General features: G+C 70.0%; 21 protein-coding genes. 11 read left to right on the top strand and 10 right to left on the bottom strand.

The window, feature by feature from the left end; translation table 11 throughout:
* Nucleotides 1–87: 87 nt before the first annotated feature.
* Genes VGU03_RS08385 through asnS form a run of 4 tightly spaced genes read right to left on the bottom strand, consistent with a single transcriptional unit; the run spans nt 88 to nt 3468 of the window.
* Nucleotides 88–876 (bottom strand): SDR family oxidoreductase, encoded by a 789-nt coding sequence (locus tag VGU03_RS08385; RefSeq protein WP_327479932.1) that lies wholly within the window; start codon nt 874–876, stop codon nt 88–90.
* A gap of 37 nt (nt 877–913) precedes the next feature.
* Nucleotides 914–1246 (bottom strand): hypothetical protein, encoded by a 333-nt coding sequence (locus VGU03_RS08390; RefSeq protein WP_327479933.1) that lies wholly within the window; start codon nt 1244–1246, stop codon nt 914–916.
* A complete protein-coding gene (locus VGU03_RS08395) occupies nt 1243–2034 on the bottom strand; it encodes a MalM family protein (RefSeq protein ID WP_327479934.1) in 792 nt (263 codons plus the stop codon). Before VGU03_RS08395 ends, VGU03_RS08390 begins: the two co-directional genes overlap by 4 nt.
* Nucleotides 2035–2052: 18 nt before the next feature.
* Nucleotides 2053–3468, bottom strand: a complete 1416-nt coding sequence (gene asnS / locus VGU03_RS08400; RefSeq protein WP_327479935.1) for an asparagine--tRNA ligase — start codon at nt 3466–3468, stop codon at nt 2053–2055.
* Nucleotides 3469–3592: 124 nt separating this feature from the next.
* Here asnS and VGU03_RS08405 point away from each other — a divergent pair, with 124 nt between their 5' ends.
* The 4 genes from VGU03_RS08405 to rplI all read left to right on the top strand — a co-directional run bounded on the left by VGU03_RS08405 (nt 3593) and on the right by rplI (nt 5358).
* Complete coding sequence (locus VGU03_RS08405) at nt 3593–3919, top strand: iron-sulfur cluster assembly accessory protein (protein ID WP_327479936.1); 327 nt, start codon at nt 3593–3595, stop codon at nt 3917–3919.
* Nucleotides 3920–4075: 156 nt separating this feature from the next.
* The gene (gene rpsF / locus VGU03_RS08410) at nt 4076–4498 is read left to right on the top strand and encodes a 30S ribosomal protein S6 (RefSeq protein WP_327479937.1); all 423 of its coding nucleotides are present in this window, start codon (nt 4076–4078) and stop codon (nt 4496–4498) included.
* Nucleotides 4499–4515: 17 nt separating this feature from the next.
* On the top strand, nt 4516–4746 hold the full coding sequence (gene rpsR, locus VGU03_RS08415; protein ID WP_077483437.1) for a 30S ribosomal protein S18: 231 nt from the start codon (nt 4516–4518) through the stop codon (nt 4744–4746).
* Between the two features lie 162 nt (nt 4747–4908).
* Complete coding sequence (gene rplI / locus VGU03_RS08420) at nt 4909–5358, top strand: 50S ribosomal protein L9 (RefSeq protein ID WP_327479938.1); 450 nt, start codon at nt 4909–4911, stop codon at nt 5356–5358.
* Nucleotides 5359–5460: 102 nt separating this feature from the next.
* Here rplI and VGU03_RS08425 read toward each other — a convergent pair whose 3' ends face one another.
* A complete protein-coding gene (locus VGU03_RS08425) occupies nt 5461–5790 on the bottom strand; it encodes a hypothetical protein (protein ID WP_327479939.1) in 330 nt (109 codons plus the stop codon).
* Nucleotides 5791–6004: 214 nt separating this feature from the next.
* Between VGU03_RS08425 and VGU03_RS08430 the strand changes: the two genes are divergently transcribed.
* Nucleotides 6005–6703, top strand: a complete 699-nt coding sequence (locus VGU03_RS08430; RefSeq protein ID WP_327479940.1) for a VIT family protein — start codon at nt 6005–6007, stop codon at nt 6701–6703.
* A 79-nt stretch (nt 6704–6782) separates the two neighbouring features.
* Nucleotides 6783–7628 carry a DUF3014 domain-containing protein gene (locus VGU03_RS08435; RefSeq protein WP_327479941.1) on the top strand — a complete coding sequence of 282 codons (846 nt, stop codon included), beginning with the start codon at nt 6783–6785 and terminating at the stop codon, nt 7626–7628.
* Nucleotides 7629–7658: 30 nt separating this feature from the next.
* Here VGU03_RS08435 and VGU03_RS08440 read toward each other — a convergent pair whose 3' ends face one another.
* On the bottom strand, nt 7659–8558 hold the full coding sequence (locus VGU03_RS08440; RefSeq protein ID WP_327479942.1) for an NAD(P)/FAD-dependent oxidoreductase: 900 nt from the start codon (nt 8556–8558) through the stop codon (nt 7659–7661).
* A 325-nt stretch (nt 8559–8883) separates the two neighbouring features.
* Here VGU03_RS08440 and VGU03_RS08445 point away from each other — a divergent pair, with 325 nt between their 5' ends.
* Together VGU03_RS08445 and VGU03_RS08450 are read left to right on the top strand one after the other, a co-directional pair.
* The gene (locus VGU03_RS08445; RefSeq protein ID WP_327479943.1) at nt 8884–11481 is read left to right on the top strand and encodes a PAS domain S-box protein; all 2598 of its coding nucleotides are present in this window, start codon (nt 8884–8886) and stop codon (nt 11479–11481) included.
* Between the two features lie 264 nt (nt 11482–11745).
* Entirely contained in the window at nt 11746–13008 is a 1263-nt protein-coding gene (locus VGU03_RS08450) for a GGDEF domain-containing protein (RefSeq protein ID WP_327479944.1), read from the top strand.
* Here VGU03_RS08450 and VGU03_RS08455 read toward each other — a convergent pair.
* Nucleotides 13005–15215: a putative bifunctional diguanylate cyclase/phosphodiesterase gene (locus VGU03_RS08455; protein ID WP_327479945.1), complete on the bottom strand. Its 2211-nt coding sequence runs from the start codon at nt 15213–15215 to the stop codon at nt 13005–13007. The two genes, VGU03_RS08450 and VGU03_RS08455, sit on opposite strands and share 4 nt — an antisense overlap.
* 108 nt (nt 15216–15323) lie before the next feature.
* On the bottom strand, nt 15324–18230 hold the full coding sequence (locus tag VGU03_RS08460) for a PAS domain-containing protein (protein WP_327479946.1): 2907 nt from the start codon (nt 18228–18230) through the stop codon (nt 15324–15326).
* A gap of 175 nt (nt 18231–18405) precedes the next feature.
* Between VGU03_RS08460 and VGU03_RS08465 the strand changes: the two genes are divergently transcribed.
* Entirely contained in the window at nt 18406–18987 is a 582-nt protein-coding gene (locus VGU03_RS08465; RefSeq protein WP_327479947.1) for a YceI family protein, read from the top strand.
* A 176-nt stretch (nt 18988–19163) separates the two neighbouring features.
* Here VGU03_RS08465 and VGU03_RS08470 read toward each other — a convergent pair whose 3' ends face one another.
* Nucleotides 19164–19613, bottom strand: coding sequence for a cupin domain-containing protein (locus VGU03_RS08470; RefSeq protein WP_327479948.1), 450 nt, complete (start codon nt 19611–19613; stop codon nt 19164–19166).
* 120 nt (nt 19614–19733) lie between these two features.
* On the opposite strand from VGU03_RS08470, the gene thpR reads away from it, so the two are divergent.
* Nucleotides 19734–20318, top strand: a complete 585-nt coding sequence (gene thpR, locus VGU03_RS08475) for an RNA 2',3'-cyclic phosphodiesterase (RefSeq protein WP_327479949.1) — start codon at nt 19734–19736, stop codon at nt 20316–20318.
* Nucleotides 20319–20396: 78 nt separating this feature from the next.
* Nucleotides 20397–20540: a hypothetical protein gene (locus tag VGU03_RS08480; RefSeq protein WP_327479950.1), complete on the top strand. Its 144-nt coding sequence runs from the start codon at nt 20397–20399 to the stop codon at nt 20538–20540.
* A gap of 3 nt (nt 20541–20543) precedes the next feature.
* Here VGU03_RS08480 and VGU03_RS08485 read toward each other — a convergent pair whose 3' ends face one another.
* On the bottom strand, nt 20544–20966 hold the full coding sequence (locus VGU03_RS08485; protein ID WP_327479951.1) for a PepSY domain-containing protein: 423 nt from the start codon (nt 20964–20966) through the stop codon (nt 20544–20546).
* Nucleotides 20967–21041: the final 75 nt, after the last annotated feature.

Consider the following 21041-nt stretch of genomic DNA (forward strand, 5'->3'; position numbering starts at 1 on the left):
GGCCGGCGATTGCACCGGACGCCGGCGTATGCCGGCGTGAATCGAACTTCGCTGCCGCAAGGCGGCTTCGGTATCGGTGGGGCGGAGCTAGCTCAACGCGCGCGTGCGGCCGCCGTCGACCGCGATGCTGACGCCGTTGACGTAGGCGGCCGCGGGCGTGCAGAGGAAGGCGATCACGGCCGCCACTTCGGCCGGTTCGCCGAAGCGGCGTGCCGGAATGGTCGCCATCAGGTCGCGCGCGATGTCGTTCTCGCTGCGGCCGCTGCTGGCGGCTTGTGCACCGAGCAGGCTGTCCAGCCGTCCGGTGCGCGTGTAGCCGGGCAGGACGTTGTTGACGGTGATGCCGTCGGCGGCCAGTTCGCCGGAGAGCGTCTTGGCCCAGGCCGCCACCGCGGCGCGCACGGTGTTGGAGACGCCCAGGTTCGGGATCGGCTCCTTCACCGAAGTGGAAATGACGTTGACGATGCGCCCGTAGTTGGCCTGGCGCATGCCCGGCAACAAGGCCTGCACCATCGCCTGGCCGGCGATAAGGTGCTGGCGGAAGGCGGCCTCGAAGGCGGCCGGATCGGCGGTGTGCGCCGGCCCTCCGGGCGGACCGCCGGTATTGTTGATGAGGATGTGCACCGGTTCGGCCGCGGTGATGTCGGTGACCACGCCTTGCAGCCGCGTGGTATCGAGCATGTCCACCGCCTGCCAGCGGTGCTCCTGGCCGCGGGGGCAGGGCAGGCGACTGGCCAGTTCCTCCAGCGGCTGGGCCGATCGCGAGAGCAGGGTGACGGTGGCGCCCAGTTCCGCCAGCTCGATGGCGCTGGCCCGGCCGATGCCCTGCGATGCGCCGCAAACCAGTGCATGGCGGCCGCTCAGATCCAGTTGCATCGGTTTCTCCTTTGGGTGGGTTCGCGGGCCGATCGCTTCAGCGCGCCTTCCATTGCAGGAACACCGCCGCGAACCAGCAGGCCCAGGCCAGCCACGGCGCGAGGCGCCACAACCGGAACCAGCGGGTGATCGCCGCGTCCTGCAGCAGCTCGGGCAGGCGCGGGCGGGTCAGGCGCAGCACGCGCTGCATCCGCATCCAGGTGCGCATGGCGCTGGGCCGGCCGCCTTCCGGATCGGCGATGATCCTCCACTGCTGCGGGTGATGAGTACGTAGCAGGCTGGCGATGCGGAACTGCGCCAGGTAATACAGCACGAACCAGACGATGCCGCCGGCGAGCAACAGCAGGTACAGCATCACCACGAGGTTCACGTACCGCCCCCACTCCAGTGCGTGGGCAGGGCGGTGCGCAGCGTGTTGAGCACACCCTTGCCCTGCGTGGCCTTGTCGCAGATCGCGTTGTTCACGGCCTTCTGGTAGCTCTCGTTCATCAGGCCGACCCAGATGGTGCCGTCCGGGCCGTGCGGGATGCGGAAACTGCCGTTGGACGCCATCTTCACGGGCGCCTCGGCGGAGAACGTGGCCGGCGACTGTTCCCAGTAGGTGTTGCCGGCCTGCTGGTCGGCCGAGCTGTAGACCACCAGGTAGCGTGCCTTGTCGCTGGTGATCTTGACCGAGCCGAAGGCGCCGGTGGTGGCGCTGCTCCAGCCCATGTACTCGCACAGCTGCACGTCATGCGAGTCGATCGGCTGGAAGGCTGCGTCCAGCAACACGGTGGTGGGCGCGAACAGGTAGCTCGCGTGGAGCCAGCGGCCGTTCAAGTCCGACTTCAGCGCCACGCTGTAGGGCAGCTTCGCGTCCGTCGGCAGATGGAACGCCAGGAAATAGCTGCGTACCCCATTGAGGTTGGCCACCATGCTGCCGGGGCCGAGCTCGAATTTCTTCGGCTGCCAGGGCAACGGGGTCTGGTAGGAGAAGTCCGCGAAGCTGCCACAGCAGGGCGTGGCTTTCTCGAGGCGCTGCTTGGCCTGTTCCAGCGCGTTGCTGGCGCCGGTCGGGGCACGCAGGTTGGGCGGCACCAGCACCTTGACGCTGTGGCAGGCGCCCAGCAGCAGGGTGAGGGCGGCCAGCAGGATTGTCAGCGAGAAACGATGGAGCATGGCGGACGGGACCACGGTTCAGAAGAGGGCGGATCCGGCGGCGCGCGGGTAGGGGATCGCGTCGCGGATGTTCGACAGGCCGCACACATAGCACAGCAGGCGCTCGAAGCCCAAACCGAAGCCGGCGTGCGGGACCGTGCCGTAGCGGCGCAGGTCGCGGTACCAGGCGTAGGTGGTCAGGTCCAGGCCGAACTTCGTCATGCGCCGGTCCAGGTAGTCCAGGCGTTCCTCGCGCTGGCTGCCGCCGATGATCTCGCCGATGCCCGGCGCGAGCACGTCCATCGCCGCGACCGTCTTCTCGTCGTCGTTGAGGCGCATGTAGAAGGCCTTGATCGCCTCGGGGTAGTTCATCACCACCACCGGGCGGCCGACGTGCTTCTCGGCGAGGTAGCGCTCGTGCTCGGTCTGCAGGTCGATGCCCCAGGCGACCGGGTATTCGAATTTCTGGCCGGCGTTCTTCAGGATTTCGATCGCGTCGGTGTAGTCGATGCGTTCGAACGGCTGGGCGATGAAATTCTCCAGCCGGGTGACGGCTTCGGGCAGCACGCGCTCGGCGAAGAACGCCATGTCGTCGCCGCGCTCCTCCAGCACCGCCTTGAAGATCGCCTTGAGGAAGCGCTCGGCGCAGTCGGCGTCGGCGGACAGGTCGGCGAAGGCGATCTCCGGCTCGATCATCCAGAACTCGGCCAGGTGGCGCGGCGTGTTGGAGTTCTCCGCGCGGAAGGTCGGGCCGAAGGTGTAGACCTTGCTCATCGCCAGGCAGTAGGCCTCCACGTTGAGCTGGCCGGAAACCGTGAGGAACGCCTCGCGGCCGAAGAAATCCTTGCGGTAGTCGACCTTGCCCTCGTCGGTGCGCGGCAGGTTGGCCAGGTCCAGCGTGGACAGGCGGAACATGTCCCCGGCGCCCTCGGCGTCCGAGGTGGTGATGATCGGCGTGTTGACCCAGAAGAAGCCTTCGGCGGTCAGGTGGCGGTGGATCGCCATCATCATCGTGTGGCGCACGCGGGTGACCGCGCCGAACAGGTTGGTGCGCGGACGCAGGTGGGCGACCTCGCGCAGGAACTCCATCGAGTGCTGCTTGGGCTGGATCGGGTAGGTCTCCGGATCGTCGACCAGGCCGGTGACCTCCACGCCGGTCGCCTGGATCTCGAAGGCCTGGCCCTTGCCCTGCGAGGGCACCAGCGTGCCGGTGACGATCACGCCGGCGCCGGCGGTCAGGTGCCTGACCTCGCTCTCGTAGTTGGGCAGGGTGGCCGGCGCCACCGCCTGGATCGGGTCGAAGCAGGAGCCGTCGCTGACGTTGACGAAGGACAGCCCGGCCTTGGAATCGCGCCGCGTGCGCACCCAGCCGCGCACGGTCACCGTGCTGCCGGCCTCGATGGCGCCGGAAAGAGCCTGCTTCACGCTAGACAAGGTCGGACTCGCTACCGCCATGGGATTGAAACTCCTGCGCGCGCGCCACATCTGGGCGCTGTCATGTTCGATGCGCGCCGCTGCGGCGCGTCGGGGCAAACCCGCATGATAATGTAGGCCTGCGGCCTTCTTCACCTTGGCGCCCATGAGCATCTCGATCACTCCTCCCGCCCGCGAACGCATCCGCCAGTTCCTGGCCCAGACCCCCGGTGCGGCGGGCGTGCGCTTCGGCGTCAAGCGCACCGGCTGCTCGGGCTTCGCCTACGTGGTGGACCTGGCCGACGCTGCGCAGCCGGGCGACCACACCATCGACCTGGACGGCATCCCGCTGATCGTGGACGACAAGAGCCTGCCCATGGTGGAGGGCACGGTGATCGATTTCCGCCGCCAGGGCCTCAACGCCAGCTTCGTCTTCCACAACCCCAACGCCACCGGCGAATGCGGGTGCGGGGAAAGCTTCACGGTCGGCTGAGCGGCCAATGCGCGCCGGCTTTACCCGGCGGGCCCGGCCGCGCTACACTTCCGCTTCTGTCCGCGCCCGAACGGCGTGGATGGGCACTTGCCTCACCGCACCGGCGGGAGGCTGCGAGGCCCTCAAGGGCCGCATCCACAAGGAGCCAACACCACAATGACCATGCGTCATTACGAAATCGTGTTCCTGGTCCATCCTGACCAGAGCGAGCAGGTCCCGGCCATGATCGACCGCTACAAGGTGCTGATCGAGGCCGACGGCGGCAAGATCCACCGCCTCGAGGACTGGGGCCGCCGCCAGCTGGCCTACCCGATCGAGAACCTGGCCAAGGCGCACTACGTCCTGCTCAACATCGAAGTGGGCCAGAACGCGCTGAACGAGCTGGAGTCGGGCTTCCGCTTCAACGACGCCGTGCTGCGCCACCTCGTCATCAAGCGCGACGAAGCCGACACCGAGCCGTCCTTCATCCTGAAGTCCAAGGAAAAGGACGACGCCAAGTCCTCGCGTCGCCGCGATGACGACGGTGACGGCGACGACCGCCGCGGCGGCCGCGACAACGATCGCGACAGCGACGACTGATCAGGAGCACTCAAGCCATGTCCAAGTTCTTCCGCCGCCGCAAGTTCTGCCGCTTCACGGCCGAAAAAGTGAAGGAGATCGACTACAAGGATCTCAACACGCTGCGCCAGTACGTCACCGAGAACGGCAAGATCGTGCCCAGCCGCATCACCGGCACCAAGGCGCGCTACCAGCGCCAGCTGGCCACCGCGATCAAGCGCGCCCGCTTCCTGTCGCTGCTGCCGTACACCGACAACCACGACGTCTAAGGCGTCGCGGGGAACGGGAAACAGGGAACAGGGAACAGGGAACAGGGAACGTCGGCATCGCGCCGGCTTTCCTGTTCCCCGTTCCCCAGTCCCCGTTCCCAGCTCTTCGGACAACCGTCCGCGGCTGCGCCGGTTTCCCGGTGCTAACGAAAGGAAAAAACCATGGAACTGATTCTTCTCGAGAAAGTCCGCAACCTCGGCAACCTGGGCGACAAGGTCAAGGTCAAGCCCGGTTACGGCCGCAACTACCTCCTGCCGCAGGGCAAGGCCGTGCCGGTGACCGCCGCCAACCTCGAAGCCTTCGAGAAGCGTCGCGCCGAGTACGAGGCCAAGGCCAACAACCTGCTGTCCGAGGCCCAGTCGCGCAAGGCCAAGCTCGAAGGTGCCGAAGTCACCATCGCCGCGCATGCCAGCCCCGAGGGCAAGCTGTACGGCTCGGTCGGTCCGCGCGAGATCGCCGATGCGCTGGAAGCGGCCGGCCAGAAGGTGGGCAAGGGTGAAGTGATCCAGGGCGAAGGCCCGATCCGCAACACCGGCGAATACGAAGTCGTGATCAGCCTGCACGCCGACGTGCAGACGCAGGTCAAGGTGATCGTGGTCGGCGAGAAGTAATCGCCACCTCCCGCCGTAGCGAAAACGGGCGCCTCGGCGCCCGTTTTTTTTTGCCCCTGGCATAGCCGCGGCCGGGCCAGGCTTGGGGCAACGCCCGGTTCCTCAGTGGTCGGGATTGGGCGGCATGACTACCTTGTAAGGCAGTTCGAACGGCTCGATCGGTGCGTCCATGCCGGTAGCGGCGCCAAGAGCGCCAGCGGTGGCGGCATCGCCCATGCGGTTGCCCGGTTCGGGTACGGCTGCGCCGCTGCCCAGGCTGGGATCGCCCGCGTCGCCAGAGCGCGAACCTCGGGCAGCGTCGTTGACCGTACCGGCCTGCACTCCGCCGACGCCCGGGCCGGCGGCATCACCCGCGCCCATGCCGCTGCCCATACCGCTGACGGCCGGATTGCCGGTGGTGTGGGAGCCCGTTGGTGTGGAGGAAGGGGGCATGGCGGACGACTCCGGGGAACTCGGGGCACCGCAGAATGAGTGGCGACAGACCACTCCTGCGGCATGCCGCCATGCTGGTCCGGCCGCGGTGACCGCGTCGTCAAGCACCGGCGCAGCCCTGCCACGGTCAGCGTGTGCGAGGCGGCCACCGGCGTGCAAGCGCCCGGCGGCGGCCGCGGTATTCTGGCGCAGGCCCAGACCGAGGAAAAACAACATGCGACGCCACCGCGAAAGACACCGGACCGAGCACACGGGCTGGCTGCGCGCCGCCGTGCTCGGCGCCAACGACGGCATCGTCTCCACCGCGAGCCTGGTGATGGGCGTGGCCGCGGCCCACACCGATCGCCACGCGATCCTGCTCGCCGGCGTCTCCGCGCTGGTGGCTGGCGCCATGTCGATGGCGGCCGGCGAATACGTCTCGGTGCACTCGCAGTGGGACAGCGAGGAGGCGGAGCTCGCCCGCGAACGCGAGGAACTGGCGAACGACACGGACGCCGAGCATCGCGAACTGGCGTCGATCTACGTCGGCCGCGGGCTGGACCCGGCGCTGGCGCGCCAGGTCGCCGAACAGTTGATGGCGCACGATGCGCTCGATGCGCATGCGCGTGACGAACTGGGCATCACCGAAGTATTCCGGGCGCGTCCGCTGCAGGCGGCGGCGGCGTCGGCGGCGAGCTTCGCGGTGGGTTCGGCCTTGCCCTTGCTGGTGGCCGTATTTGCGCCGCTGGGCATGCTGCTCGTCCTGATCGGCGCTGCATGCCTGGTTTGCCTGGTGCTGCTCGGCGCCGCCGCCGCGCGGATGGGCGGCGCCAGCATGGCCGCCGGCGCCATGCGCATCGCCTTCTGGAGCTTGCTGGCCATGCTGGCGACCGCCGGCATAGGGCATCTGTTCGGCACCGCCACAGCCGGTTGACGCAGGCGGCACCGGTGCCCGGTTGCATCCCGCCGCCATGGGCGTTATCCAAGGGACGCTCCCATCGCAGGCACAGGTGATGCCCTTGAAGAAAAAGCGCTCCTCGACCGGGCCGTGGCTGCTGTCGGCCGTGCTAGTAGTCGGCGCGACCGCCGTGGCCATCGTGATTTGGCAGCAGGCGACACGACCGGCCCGTGGCAGCAGGCCGGTAGCGTCGTCCCCGCCGGCGGGCACGCAGGGGCCGGCTGCCGCCGCCGGCGCGATTCGCCACCCGATCGCCCAGGCCACCCCCGCACCTGCCTCGACCGCGCCGTTGCCGGCGCTGGATGCCAGCGACGCCGACGTGGCGGGTGCCTTGCTGGCCCTCGCCGGCGAGGGCGCCCTGGACGGATTGCTGCAGCGCGACCAGGTCATCCGCCGCATCGTGGCGACGGTCGACGCGTTGCCACGCCAGAGCGTGGCCAGCGAGATCCTGCCGGTGCGTACGCCCAAGGGGGCGTTCCTGGTCGAACGGGCCGGCGGCGGCATCACGCCGAGTCCCCGCAATGCCGAGCGCTATGCGCCTTATCTGCAAGTACTGCAGCGCGTCGACCCGAAGGCGCTGGTGGCCTGGTACGTGCGCCGTTACCCGCTGTTCCAGCAGGCCTATCGCGACCTCGGCTATCCCAGGGGCTATTTCAACGACCGCCTGGTGGTCGCCATCGACGACATGCTCGAGGCGCCGGAACCGCAGGCTCCCGTGCAACTGGTGCAGCCGCAGGTGTTCTACCGCTATGCCGACACCGACCTGGAGGCGCGCTCGGCCGGGCAGAAACTGCTGATGCGCCTGGGTCCCGCCGACGAGGCGCAGGTGAAGTCGAAGCTGCGCGTGTTGCGCGGGCTGCTGACCGGCTCGGGCCTGCCGGCGGAGGCTTCGGTGCATTGAAAGCATGCCCCGGCCCTGCGCGCGCCGGGCTCAGCAATAGTTGCGCGGCAGGCGCCGATGCACGGTGGTTGCCGCGATCGCGGCATGGCCGACCGCCACGCTGATCTGGTTCAGCGAGCTGACCACGTCGCCGATGGCATGCAGGCCGGGCACGCTGGTCTGCAGATGATCGTCCACCACTACGGCGCCTTCGGCATCGAGCGTGGCGCCCAGGGCCGACGCGAGCCCCGATTGCACCTCTGCGCCGAGCGCCGGGTAGAGCGTGTCCAGGCGCAAGCGGCGGCCGTCGGCGAAATAGACCTGGCAGGCGCCATCGACCAGGGCGAGCCGCTGCGGGGCGGGCCACAACTGCACGCCGGCGTCGGACGCCCGGCGCCGCAGCGCCGGGTCGGCGGCATCGCCGTCCGACGCCAGCGCGCACACCTGGCGGGAGAACGTACGCAGGAAGGCGGCGTGGCCGATCGCGGCCTGCGCCGGCGCCAGCACGCCGATCACCTCGTCGCGCGCCTCATAGGCGTCGCAGACGGCGCACAGCCTCACCGTGCCCGCGGCGATCGCTTCGTCGATGTCCTCCAGTGCCGGTACGCGGTCGATCACGCCGGTGGCCAGGATCACCGTGCGCGCCTGCCAGTGGCGTTCGCCGTCACTCGCGGTGAAGCCGTCGGCATGGCGCGCGAGCTGGGTGATGCGCGTATGCACCTCCGGCACGCCATAGGCCTGTGCCTGCAGGCGGAAGCGCGCCAGCAACTCGTTGCCGCCCACCCCGAAGGGAAAGCCGGGGCAGTTGTGGCTGGCGGGTATCCAGCGCGCGCGGCTGGCGCCCGCGTCGGCAAGCAATACGTGGCGCCGGAAGCGCGCGAGGTAGGTCGCAGCGGTCAAGCCGGCCGGCCCGGCGCCCACGATCAGGCAATCGAGTGGAGTGTTGGACATACTGCGTACCGATGGAGCGGCAGCCCCGGTCGCGTCGGCGTGAAAGCCACCCGCCGGCCCCAGCGCGCGCGACAAGGCCCTCACGGGCTCTTGCCGGGCTGCCGACAGCGACCCTTACATAGTGTGACGCCCGTCACGAACCGCGGCGCATGACGCTCCGGTTTCCCGACCGTCGCATGACGGGGCCGGGCGCGGTTGCGGGGAGCGTGATGCGACCTGCACGACGACCAGCATGCCCAGGGATGCAGAGTGCAGAGGAGCGAGCTTGCCAGCATCCACCACGCCAGTGTCAGCAGAGGACGCCTTCCTCTCCGGTCGCGGGGGAATGGCAGGGCAGCTACGAGCCTTCGACTGGGCGACCACACCGTTGGGCCCGCTGAAGGATTGGCCCGGCTCGCTGCGCACGCTGGTGGCGATGATGCTGGAGAGCGAGCTGCCGATCGCCCTGGGCTGGGGTCCCGAACTCACCTGCCTCTACAACGATGCCTATAGGCCCTTGCTGGGCAGCCGGCCCGAGGCGCTGGGCCGGCCCTTCCGCGAGGTCTGGCCCGAGGCGCGCAAGCTGACCGAGCCGGTGATCCAGCAGGCGTTGCTGGGCAAGCCGAGCTGCTTCCGCGACGCGCGCTTCATGCTGGAACGGCACGGTTACCCGGAGCGGGCCTATTTCGACTACTGGATCGGCCCGGTGCGCGACGAGAGCGGCGGGGTGGCGGGCCTGATCAACCAGGCCATCGAAACCACCCAGCGCGTGCTGGCCGAACGGCGTCAGCGCTTCCGCTCGCGCCTGAGCGATGCCTTGCGCGACCTTGCCGATCCGCGCGCGGTGATGGCCGCCGCCGCGCGCCGTCTGGGGCGCCATCTGCACGCCGACCGTGTCGGCTACGCCGAACTCGACGAGAGCGGCGAGTACTTCACGGTCGAGCGCGACTGGGTCAACGGCGACATGCCGAGCAGCGTGGGGCGCCATCGGCTGGACGAATTCGGACCGGACCTGGTCGCCGAAGCGCTGACCGGAGCCGCCCTGCGCATCACCGACCCGTTCGAGGACCCGCGCGTGGGCGAGCAGGCGGCCGAGGCCCATCACGCGCTGGGCGGTTTGCGCGCCAGCCTGACCGTGCCGCTGGTCAAGGGCGGGCGGCTGGCGGCCTTCCTCTCGGTGCAGCAGCGCAAACCGCGGCGCTGGACCGATGAGGACGAAGCCATCGCGCGCGAGGTGGCCGAACGCACCTGGGCGGCGGTCGAGCGCGCGCGCGCCGAGGCCGCGCTGCGCGCCACCAACAACCGGCTGAAGCTGATCCTGGAAAGCACCACCGGTTACGGCATCCTGACCATGGATCTGGAAGGGCGTATCACCCTTTGGAACCCGGGCGCCGAGCGGCTGATGGGATGGCGTGAGGAGGAGGTCCTGGGCCAGCCGGCCGCCATCTTCTTCACGCCCGAGGAGCGGGCGCGCGGCATCCCGCAGCTGGAGATGCGCCGCGCCGCCGAGACCGGGCGTGCGGTGGACGATCGCGAGCACCTGCGCAAGGACGGCTCGCGTTTCTTCGCCAGCGGTCTGCTGATGCCGCTGCGCAACGGAGGCGGCCGGCTGCTGGGCTACCTCAAGGTGCTGCGCGACCGCACGCTCGAGCACCAGGCCCGGGAGGCGCTCGAGCGCGGCGTGGCCGAGCGCACCGCCGAGCTGGCCGCGGCCAACCGCCAGTTGCTGGCGCAGATCGAGGAGCGCGAGCGGGTGGAGGCCACGCTGCGGCAGATGCAGCGGCTGGAAGCGGTGGGCCAGCTCACCTCCGGCGTGGCGCACGATTTCAACAACCTGCTGACCGTCATCACCGGCAACATCGGCATCCTCGAACGGGTGTGCGCGGACAAGATCGACGCCGATCCGCGCATCCGCCAGCGGCTGACCTTCATGAAGGATGCCGCCAGCCGCGGCGCCAAGCTCACCGCGCAACTGCTCGCCTTTTCGCGGCGGCAGCGGCTGGAAGCCAAGGCGGTGGATCTCAACGGCATCGTCGTCGGCATGCGCGACTTGCTGCAGAGTTCCATGGGCGGCTCGGTGCAGTTGTCCATGAAGCTGCATCCGGGGCTGTGGCCGGCACTGGTCGATCCGACCCAGATCGAACTGGTGATACTCAACCTGGCGATCAACGCGCGCGACGCCTCGCCGGTGGGCGGCGATCTGATCGTGGAGACGGCCAACGTGGCGCTGCGCGAACCGGCTTCGCGGCCGGAGGAACCCGGTCCGGGCGACTACGTGATGGTGGCCGTCACCGATCACGGCAGCGGCATGACGCCCGAGGTGCTGGCGCGCGCCTTCGAGCCGTTCTTCACCACGAAGGAGGTGGGCAAGGGCTCGGGCTTGGGGCTGGCCCAGGTGTACGGCTTCGCCAAGCAGTCCGGCGGCGGCGTGCGGATCGATACGCGGCTGGGCGAGGGCAGCTCGATCAAGGTCTACCTGCCGCGCGCCGAAAGCGCCGAATCCTACGCGCAGGACGCCTCGCCTGCGGCAGCGCGCGAAGAACATGGGCCGGGCCGGCAGCGGATCCTGTTGGTCGACGACGATACCGACGTGCGCGAGGTGACCGCGGCGATCCTTGCCGAGCGGGGCTACGAGGTGATCGAGGCCGGCAGCGGCGGTTCGGCGCTCGACGTGCTCGACCGCGAGGGCGCTGGCGTCGACCTGGTGCTGATGGACTACGCCATGCCCGGCATGAACGGTTCGGAGGTGGCGCGCGAAGCCCACGCCAAGCGGCCTTCGTTGCCGGTGCTGTTCATTACCGGCTATGCGGACTTCGCCGCCTTCAAGGAAGTGGGCGACGAGCGCATCGTGAGCAAGCCCTTCAGCGAGGAGGACCTGCTGGGCAAGGTGCAGGCCGCGCTCGGCGCGGATCACGAGGGCATCGGGTGGCAGCCGCGGGCATGAGGGCGGCAGGCATGCATCCGGCGGCCACGCGCCTCACGGGGTGAGTCGGTGTGCCCTGGCCCGGCGCTGCGCGGCCTCCCGGCCTTGCGCCGGCATCGCCGGAAAGCCGATCGCGCCGGCCTGCAGCATCCGCGCGCGCATGGGGACGCTTGTCGGCCCGGCGGCACGCCGCGCAAGGCCCATTCAAGCTCCAGGCGGCATGGCCGATAAGCGACGGGCAGCCCTATTTGCCGGACGCGCCGTGGCCGGTGCGGAGAGAAGCGCTTGAACCTGTCCGTAATTCCCGATTTCCTGGCCATCGGCGGGCTCGTGCTGGTGTTCGGCTCGTTGCTCAAGCGCACCCGGCAGACGCGGCTGCGCTACTGGCTGGTCGGCTGGGCGATGATCCTGGTCCACATCGTCGCGCAGCTGGCCGAGCGCAACCTCGGCCGGGGCGCGACGGCGGACGCCGCGCTGGCGGTTTCGCTGTCGATGCTGCTGCTGACCAGCGTCGCCTTCATCTGGGCCGGCTCCGACACGCGCTCGGCGTGGTGGCGGGACCTCTCCGTCACGCTGCTGGCGGCGGCGCCGGACGTGGCCTTTTTCGTGCTCGCCTCCTACGGCGCCCAGGCGCCCATGGCCTACCTGGCATGCACGGCGCTGGGCCTGGCTTCGACCATGTGGGTGGTGCGCCGCGATCGGCGCCGGCCGGCCTGGCTCATGCCGGCACTGGTGGGCTTCTACGCCCTGCAGGCCTGGTTCGCATGGCGGGGCGCGATCGACGACGCGCTCAACTGGATGCTGTTCTGGCACTACCTGGCCGTGGCGTTCTGCTTCTACCGCGGCGCGCTCGCGCCTTCGGTGGGCGTGGTGTTCACTACGGTGAGTTTCATCGCCTGGGCGGCCGTGTTTCCGGTTTCCGCGGCGCTCGATCCGTGGCTGGGCGGCTGGGGCATCGAGAGCGAGGCCTGGAACCTGCCCAAGTTCCTGGTGGCCACCGGCATGATCTTCACCCTGCTGGAGGAACAGATCGGCCACGCCGAGCACGCTTCCCAGCATGATGCGCTCACCGGCTTGCCCAACCGGCGGGTGTTCGCGCGTCGGCTCGAACATGCGCTCAAGCGCGCGCGCGATGGCGGCGGGCGCGTCGCAATGCTGGTGATCGACCTCGACGACTTCAAGCGCATCAACGACACGCTGGGTCATGCGGCCGGCGACGCGCTGCTGCATTTCGTGGCGCAGCGGCTGCAGCAAGGAATCCGCGTGGGCGACACGCTGGCGCGCCTGGGCGGCGATGAGTTCGCCGCGATCCTGCCCGATGTGGCCGACCGCGCGGCCGCGCAGGCGCGTGCCGATCGTCTGGCGCGTGCCTTCGAGGCGAGCCTGCAGTTCCAGGGACACCGGCTGTCCATCGGCGCGAGCATCGGCCTGGCGATGTATCCGGAGGACGGCACCGACGAGACCCGCCTGTACGCCGCCGCCGACCGCGCCATGTACGCCTGCAAGCTCGCCGAGCGGCAGGGACCGGCCGGTCCCGAGCTGGCCTAGTTCCAGTCGAGCGAGGAACTGTCCGGTGCCGGCGGACCATCCTCCGCGGCGTCCGGCGTATGGCGTTGCGCCTGCGGCAGCGTGCGCGCCTGGTGGTGCTCGGCCAGCCACTGGCGGAAGCCGGATTCCTCCATCGGACGGCAGATCAGGTAGCCCTGCAGGCCGTCGCAGCCGAGGCGTTCGAGGGCCAGCCGCTGCGGCACGGTCTCCACGCCCTCGGCCACCGCGGCGATGCCCAGCCGGTGCGCCACGTCGATGATGAATCCGGCCAGCGGGTTGGCGGCGTTGGGGTGCAGTTCGCTGACGAAGGCGCGGTCGACCTTGAGCACGTCCAGCGGCAGCCGCTGCAGGTAGCTCAGCGACGAATAGCCGGTGCCGAAATCGTCGAGCGCGAGGCAGAAGCCCGTGTTGGCGAGCTGGCGAAGGGTGTCCAGGGCATGGTCGAAATCCTGCAGCAGGGCGCTTTCGGTCAGTTCCAGGGTCAGCCGCGACGGCTCGATGCCGGCGGCGCGCACCTGTGCCTCGAGCTGCGCGGCGAAGTGTGGATGGTTGAGTTGCCGCGCGCTCACGTTCACCCCCAGCCGGCCGCCGAAGCCCACGCCATCGCGGTCCCAGCTGCGGATGTGCGCGCAAGCCTCGCCGATCACCCAGGCGCCCAGCGCGTGGATCAGGCCGGTCTCCTCGGCCAGCGGGATGAACACCGCGGGCGACAGTTCGCCCAGTTGCGGGTGGTGCCAGCGCAGCAGCGCCTCGGCGCCGAGCAGATCGCCGCGGCGATTGACCTGCGGCTGGAAGTGCAGCGCGAACTGCGCGGGCATGCGTTGCTGCTCCAGCGCGGTACGCAGGCCGCGCTCCAGCGCCAGGCGGGTGTCGGCCTCCTGCTGCATCGGTGCGAGGAACAGCCGCACGGTGTTGCGGCCGGCGGCCTTGGCCCGGTACAGCGCGATGTCGGCGCGGCGCAGCAGGTCGGCCACGCCCTCCTCGCCTGCCGGGAACAGCGCCACGCCCACGCTCGCGCCCACGGCCAGGATGCGGCTGTCCACCGCCACCGGCTCGGCCAGCCGCGCGACCATGCGCTCGGCCGCCTGCTGCGCCTGTGCCTGGGCCGCTTCGGCCGCGACGGCCAGCCGACCCAGCACCAGCACGAACTCGTCGCCGCCCAGCCGCGCAAGCATCGCGTCGGCGGGCGCCGCGGCGAGCAGGCGATCGGCGATCGCCTCCAGCATGCGGTCGCCCACGGGATGGCCGAGCGCGTCGTTGATCGTTTTGAAATTGTCCAGGTCGATCAGCAGCACGGCCCCGTGCTGGCCGCGGGCCGCCGCCTCGGCGTGCAGCTCGGCCAGGTGATCGAGCGCGCGCAGCCGGTTGGGCAGGCCGGTGAGGCTGTCATGGTAGGCGACGTGGCGCAGGCTGAACTCGGCCTCGCGGCGGGTGTGCGCCTCGGCCTCCAGCCGCAGCGTGGTCTGTTCCAGTTGCACCGTACGCTGGTGCAGCTGCGCGGCCAGCGAGAGGCCCATCAGCAGCACGAACGGCAGGAACGAGAAGGCATCCAGGTAGGGGTAGCGGTGGCCGAGCGCGTCGATCATGACGTCGCCCCAGAGCAGGGCGGCGAACTGCGCCAGCAGGCAGACCGCCAGCAGCATGCCGCGCAGCCGCTCGCCCGCGCGCGCCTGCGCCACCGCGCACCACAGCGCCCACAGGAAGGCGAGGTAAGTCAGGACGTGGAAGACCAGGCCCCAGGTCGAGGCGGTGCCGGCCAAGTCATACAGCCGCTCGCCCCACGGCAGCGTGATGCCGGTGCCGGGCGTCACCCGTACGAAGAACAAGGTGCCGGGAAGGTCGAGGTTGAGCCAGGTGAAGAATCCCGCCACGGCGCCGACGGCGATCTGCAGCCGCCGCTGCGCCGGGCCGCCGGTATAGGCGCGGATGAACACCACGAAGGGCAGGAAGGAGATGGCCGCCGCGCTGATCATGGTGCGCAGGGCGGCGGTGGCCACCTCTACCCGCGTGGCCGTATGCAGCAGCGCGTTGGCGAACGCGAGGGTGGCGATGCACAGGCACAGCATGGCGTAGGAGAGGTACATCGCCTCGCGGCGGCGCCACAGGCCGATGACGGCGAACTGCGTGCCTGAGGCGAGTGCGATGCCCGCCGCGGCGAGCAAGGCGGCAGTGTAATAACCGAATGTGATGGGCCATGCCTCAACCACGGTGCCCCCCTCGCATGCATGGGCTACCTTCGCACGATAGCCCAACCGCAAGGGTGCGCACAGCAGGCGCCACGACCGGGCGTGGCGGGCCTGCGCCCGCCTGTTCGCTCACACGGCGCTGCTACCCCTCGCCGCGTCCCGGTCCCGGCCCAGCGCATCGCCGAGCGGGGCCTCGATGGTGCAGGTCACGCCGCCCGGGGCGAACGCCAGCTCCACCCGGCCGCCGATCTCGTGGCGCAGCCCGCGCTCGATCAGCCGCGAACCGAAGCCGCGGCGCGCCGGAGGCACCACCGCCGGACCGCCGGACTCGGTCCAGAGCAGGCGCAGCAAACTCCCCTCTATGCTCCACTCGATCGCCACCTCGCCTTCCGCCCCCGACAGCGCGCCGTACTTGACCGCGTTGGTGCACAGCTCGTGCAGCACCATGGCGAAGGCCAGCGCATGCCGCGGCGGCAGCCACGCGGCCGGACCATGCACGTGCAGCCGGTCATGCCGATCGTCGCGATAGGGTGCGATGGCCTCCCGCACGATGTCTCCCAGCGCTGCGCCGCCCCAGCTTTCGCGGGTGAGGATGTCGTGGGCCCGCGACAGCGCCAACAGCCGGCCCTCGAACTGCTGGCGCGCGTCGTCCGGATCGGTGCCCGCGCGGAAGCTCTGCATCGCCATCGACTGCACCGTCGCCAGGGTGTTCTTGACACGGTGATTGAGCTCGTTGAGCAGCAGCCGCTGGTGTTCATCGTGGCGCTTGTGCTCGGTGATGTCGTTGAAGATCACCGCTACGCGCCGGCGCGTGCCGTCGTCCAGCCGGCCGGCGTAGACGTCGAACACGCGGCCGTGGGTCACCAGCCCCTGCTCGAAGCGGAAGGCCTCGCCGGTGCCGATCACGCTGTCGAAGGTGTCGTACCAGAACCGCGGCAGCTCGGGGAACACCTCGCGCATGCTGCGGCCGACCACCCCGCCGGCGCCGGTGTGCGTCACGAACGCCGGATTGGTGGCCAGATAGCAATAGTCCGAGGGCACCCCGGGCGCGGTGTCCACCTTCTCGAGCAGGCAGAAACCCTCGTCGATGGCGTCAAACAGCGCCCGATAACGCCGTTCGCTCTCGCGCAGGGCGTGCTCGGCCCGCGCCCGGGCCACGGCTGCCCAGGTGCGCTCGGCGACCGCGCCGACCAGCGCCACCTCCTCGTCGCGCCAGTGCCGCGGCCGCGTCTGGTGCACGTAGAACGCGGCGACGAAACGGCCGCCCTTGAACAGCGGCACGCCGATGCCCGCGCGGGTGTGGCCGGCCCCGGCGTAGGCATGTTCGGCGCCGCGCGTGCGCGCGTCCTCCTGCGTATCGTCGATCACCACGGTCTGGCCGGCGCGGTACTGGGCCAGCACGCCGGTGCCGAAGTCGGCCAGCCGCGTCTGGCCCGCCAGGCTGGCCATGACGCCGTCGGTCCAGTCGCGTTCGACCTGGAAATACTGGCCGCATCGGGTCACTTCACCGTAGCCGCAGCGGCCCACGCCCAGGTGGCGGCCGACCATGTCGCTGACCGTGGCCACGGTCAGCGCGGCATCGTTGAGGTCGCGCACGCGGTCGTCCAATTGCAGCAGGAAGGACTGGCGCGCCTCGCCCAGGCGCAGCCGCTCCTCCATGCGGCGGCGCTCGCTGGTGTCGCGCGAGACACCGGCGACCTGCGCGATGCGCCCCTCGCGGTCGTGCACAGGACCCCAGATGAACTGGAAATAGGCGCGCACGCCGCCGGGACTGGTGAAGCGGATCTCGTCCTCGATCGCCTCGCCGGTGTCGAAGATGCGCGACAGGTGTCGGTCGAGCCGGCGGGCGAGGCCGGGGGGATAGCCGAGTTGATCGAGCGTCTTGCCCAGCGGATCGTCCGTGGTCAGGCCGAGCAGCTGCCGCATCGCGCGGTTGACGTAGGTAAGGCGATGACCGGCGTCGAACGCGTAGACATGGTCGGAAATGGCGTCCAGCAGCGCAGCGAGGGACGGGGGGGTTGCCTGCTCGTGGGCCAGGGTCGCATCGCTGGCTTCGCGCAGCCGTGCCATCAGCGCCCGGTGCTCGCGGTCCAGCTGCGCCTGCGCTTCGCCGGCGCTGCGCAATTGCAGCAGTTCGGTCACGTCCTCGGCGCGGTGGATGATCAGCGCGACCTCGCCTTGCGGATCGAGCACGGGCGAGTTGATGTACGTCCACCAGCGCAGGCCGTGACCTCCGGCTGGACCGTCGCGGATCGCCGCCGGCACGGTGTCGGGCATGCGGTGGGCCAACACCCGGTCGAGCGAGGCGCGCAACTGGCTTTCCACGGCCAGGCGGTTGGGCGACCCGGCGAACAGGTCGAACACCGGATGCCCCAGCAGGTGGGCGTGGCTGCCGGCCCGCGCACGCAGCGAGGCGTCATTGGCGGCCACCACGGTGAAATCCGGCGGTGCGAGCAGCAGCAACGGAGCGGGCGCTGCCTGGAACAACGCGCGAAAGTCCGAGCCGAGCCTGGCGTCGTGGATCAGTTCGTGCAGCTGCCCTTCAGTGCGCTGCCGCGTGGTGTTCTCGACGGCCGTGTGCCATATGCCCGCCACCAGCCCATAGCGGTCGCGGATGGCCGAAAAGGTGACAGTGAAGAAGCGTTCCTCCGGCACGCCGGTGGGGCCGGGCAGCCGTACCGGCCAGTCTTCCGCCAGTGTGGGTTCGCCGCTTGCCAGCACGCGGTCGAGCACCGGACCGAGCAGGTCGGCGGCGCCGGGCCAGCCCTCCAGCACCGGACGCCCGAGCATTGCCGGATGCCGGTCCTCCGACAGCGCGCGATAAGCGTCGTTGTAGAGCTGAAGCCGCTGTTCGCCCCACAGGACGGCGGTGGGCGTCGGCGAGGCCAGGCAGATGTCGATCGCTGTGCGCAGGTGCGGCGGCCATCCGGCGATGGGGCCGAGCGCGGTCGCGGACCAGTCGTGCCGGCGGATGCACTCGCCCATCTCGCCCAGGCCGGTCGGCCAGGAGGATGCGTGGCGCGTGCTCTGAACCATGGAAGGCTCCCTGGTCGACCGCTCCGGCATCATGGCAGCATGCTTTGCCCGTAAAAAGCTGACGCGGAAGGTTTTTTTCCGAGGACAACGGACGCAGGCGGGGATTGTCGATCTGCGTCGCTCCCGTACGACGCCTGGATGAGGGCGCCGCCGGCGCCCGACTGAGGAAACCGCTATGCATATCGTCCGCTCCTGTCTCCTGCCGCTCGCCGTGTCGCTGCTGCCTTTCGCCGCCGGCGCCGCGTCGGTGCGCTACACGCTCGATCCGGCGCACACCTATCCGAGCTTCGAGGCCGACCACATGGGCCTCTCCACCTGGCGCGGCAAGCTCGACCGCAGCGAGGGCTGGGTCGAACTGGACAAGGCCGGCGGCAGCGGCGCGGTGGAGGTGAGCATGGCGCTGGACAGCATCGACTTCGGGCACGAACCGCTCAATGCCTGGGCGCGCGGCAAGGATTTCTTCGACACGGCGCACTACCCGCGCGCGGTCTACAAGGGCCGGCTGGCCGGCTTCGTGGACGGCGCGCCGACGCGGGTGGAAGGCACGCTGAGCCTGCATGGCGTCACCCTGCCGCTGGCCTTGCGCATCGACCACTTCAAGTGCGTGCCGCATCCGCTGTACAAGCGCGACTGGTGCGGCGCCGACGCGCTGGGCAGCTTCGACCGCCGCGCGTTCGGCCTGGACGCGGGGAAGGACTACGGCTTCGACATGCAGGTGGCGTTGCGCATCCAGGTCGAAGCGGTGCGCGACAAGTGACGCGCGCTGCGCGCTTTCTCGCCGGTGCCTTCACGATGGCGCGGGCAAGCTCTGGTCCGTCGGCGCATCGCGCTTCCCTCGCCGGTGGTGGTACCCCGGCTCTCCGCAATCCCCCTGCGGTGGCCCATGGCTGAGCCAGGGCAGGGAAGCGCGATGCGCCGCATCGTACGGTTCGCCTAGTATGGCGTGCCGTCCTTGTGGGTAAAGCCCTGCCGGTGGGCGACGTGCAGGTCGATGTCGGGATAGTCGCAGGCATCCTGGTCCGAGCGCGTGCCGATTTCCAGCACCACGGCGGTCTCGCCGCTGCGATTGACCAGGTGGTGGCCGTTGGCCACGTTCTTGGGAAACGCGGCGCATTCGCCCGCGCGCAGCGGCTGCTCGCCCTCGTCGGTGACGAGCACCAGCTCACCGGACAGCACGTAGACGAACTCGTCCTCGTGCGTGTGCCAGTGGCGCTGGCTGGACCAGCAGCCCGGCGGCAGGCGGGTCAGGTTGACGCCGAAGTCGCTCAGGCCGCCGGCGTCGCCCAACGCCTTTTTGACGCGCTGCCGGGAAGCCTCGCCATAAGGGGCCGGATAGCTCGAGCCGCGGCGCTCGGGGATGGCGGAAGGATCGATCTTGGGCATGGTGGGCACTCGGTCGGATGAAGGGCCGCATTATCGTCCCGGCAAGTGAGCGGAGCGCACGTACCGGAACCATCGCCGCATGCTCGCCTAGAATGGCGCCCCCCCGGCAGCGAGATCCCCATGCCTTCGGACCACCACCAGTCCTCGCTGGCCGGCTTCGCCGCGCCGCATCCGACCGACCGGCTGTTCTTCGCGGTGATGCCGCCCCCGTCGGTGGCAACGCGGCTGGCCGCGCTCGCGCAGGAACTACGCGGGCGCTTGGCGCTGCATGGCCGGCCACGGCCCACGGCGCATCTGCACGTGACGCTGCACCACCTGGGCGACTTCGCCGGCCTGCCGCAGCAACGGGTCGAGGCGGCGCGCGCGGCCGCGGCGGCCGTGGCGATGGCGGCCTTCCAGGCGCGCTTCGATCGGGTGGGCAGCTTCGCCGGCCGTTCCGGCAAGCATCCATTCGTGCTGCTCGGCGCGGACGACGCGGCCGGCCTGCGCGGCCTGCATTCGGCCCTGGGCGAGCGGCTGGCGGCGGCAGGCCTGGGGCGGCGGGAGCGTGCCTTCGTGCCGCACGTGACGCTGCTCTACGACGCGCGGACGGTCCCGACGCAGCCGGTCGAACCACTGGAGTGGACGGCGGGCGAATTCCTGCTCATCCACAGTCTGCTCGGGCGAACCGAGTACCGCGTGCTGGGGCGCTGGCCGCTCGCCTGATCCGGCGGCGAGCGCGCCGCGCGCACGCGGACGCGACGGAGGCGCTGGTAGCGTGGGTCGCACCTTTGGAGCGCATCGATGAGAGGCAAGCGCCGGCTCGGACTGATCCTGCTGCTGGTGGCACTGCTGGTGCTGGGGGCGCTGCGCTGGCGCCAGCAGTTCCGCACGGCGTCACCCCCGGACGGGGCGCTCGGCCCCGCCGCGGGCGCGCCCGCGCGCTGAGCGCTAATCGTCGCTGTCGATGACCCGCCCGCTGGAGGGGTCGACGGTCACCTTGACGCGATGGTCGTTCTTGTCATGCGCCTTGGCCTTCCACAGGCCGTCGTCGAAGTCGACATCGTGCACGTGGGTGTAGCCCTGGGTGGCCAGCGCGGCGCGGACGTCGTCCTCGCTCAGGTGCGAAACCTCCTTGTCCGGATACACCTGGCCGGTCTTGGGATCGATGCGCAGCTTCACGTGGCTGCCGTCCGCACTGCGCGCCTTCGCGTGCCACAGGCCGTCGTCGAACTTCACGTCATCGATCTTGGTGTAGCCCTGGTGGATCAGCGTCTCGCGCACGCGGGCCTCGGTCATCGACTGCTGCGCCAGCACGACGCCGGACGCACCCAGAGCCAAGGCGAGCGCGAAAGTCGTTGCAAGCTTCTTCATGGCCGTTCTCCGTCGGAGGGTGCGCCCGAGTCTTGGAGGGCGAACGGCAATGGTTGATGAAAAACCCGTGAGCCC

This window comes from Frateuria sp., from assembly GCF_035944355.1.
Taxonomy (GTDB): Bacteria; Pseudomonadota; Gammaproteobacteria; order Xanthomonadales; family Rhodanobacteraceae; genus Frateuria_A.

Excerpts from the sequence above, each read along its gene's own strand:
- VGU03_RS08445 (WP_327479943.1), top strand. The coding sequence starts at position 8,884 with ATGGCAGGGCAGCTACGAGCCTTCGACTGGGCGACCACACCGTTGGGC.
- VGU03_RS08480 (WP_327479950.1), top strand. The coding sequence starts at position 20,397 with ATGAGAGGCAAGCGCCGGCTCGGACTGATCCTGCTGCTGGTGGCACTG.
- VGU03_RS08430 (WP_327479940.1), top strand. The coding sequence starts at position 6,005 with ATGCGACGCCACCGCGAAAGACACCGGACCGAGCACACGGGCTGGCTG.
- asnS (WP_327479935.1), bottom strand. The coding sequence starts at position 3,468 with ATGGCGGTAGCGAGTCCGACCTTGTCTAGCGTGAAGCAGGCTCTTTCC.
- rpsR (WP_077483437.1), top strand. The coding sequence starts at position 4,516 with ATGTCCAAGTTCTTCCGCCGCCGCAAGTTCTGCCGCTTCACGGCCGAA.
- VGU03_RS08385 (WP_327479932.1), bottom strand. The coding sequence starts at position 876 with ATGCAACTGGATCTGAGCGGCCGCCATGCACTGGTTTGCGGCGCATCG.
- VGU03_RS08425 (WP_327479939.1), bottom strand. The coding sequence starts at position 5,790 with ATGCCCCCTTCCTCCACACCAACGGGCTCCCACACCACCGGCAATCCG.
- VGU03_RS08460 (WP_327479946.1), bottom strand. The coding sequence starts at position 18,230 with ATGGTTCAGAGCACGCGCCACGCATCCTCCTGGCCGACCGGCCTGGGC.
- VGU03_RS08405 (WP_327479936.1), top strand. The coding sequence starts at position 3,593 with ATGAGCATCTCGATCACTCCTCCCGCCCGCGAACGCATCCGCCAGTTC.
- VGU03_RS08485 (WP_327479951.1), bottom strand. The coding sequence starts at position 20,966 with ATGAAGAAGCTTGCAACGACTTTCGCGCTCGCCTTGGCTCTGGGTGCG.
- VGU03_RS08465 (WP_327479947.1), top strand. The coding sequence starts at position 18,406 with ATGCATATCGTCCGCTCCTGTCTCCTGCCGCTCGCCGTGTCGCTGCTG.
- VGU03_RS08470 (WP_327479948.1), bottom strand. The coding sequence starts at position 19,613 with ATGCCCAAGATCGATCCTTCCGCCATCCCCGAGCGCCGCGGCTCGAGC.
- VGU03_RS08440 (WP_327479942.1), bottom strand. The coding sequence starts at position 8,558 with ATGTCCAACACTCCACTCGATTGCCTGATCGTGGGCGCCGGGCCGGCC.
- rpsF (WP_327479937.1), top strand. The coding sequence starts at position 4,076 with ATGACCATGCGTCATTACGAAATCGTGTTCCTGGTCCATCCTGACCAG.
- VGU03_RS08435 (WP_327479941.1), top strand. The coding sequence starts at position 6,783 with ATGCCCTTGAAGAAAAAGCGCTCCTCGACCGGGCCGTGGCTGCTGTCG.
- rplI (WP_327479938.1), top strand. The coding sequence starts at position 4,909 with ATGGAACTGATTCTTCTCGAGAAAGTCCGCAACCTCGGCAACCTGGGC.
- VGU03_RS08395 (WP_327479934.1), bottom strand. The coding sequence starts at position 2,034 with ATGCTCCATCGTTTCTCGCTGACAATCCTGCTGGCCGCCCTCACCCTG.
- thpR (WP_327479949.1), top strand. The coding sequence starts at position 19,734 with ATGCCTTCGGACCACCACCAGTCCTCGCTGGCCGGCTTCGCCGCGCCG.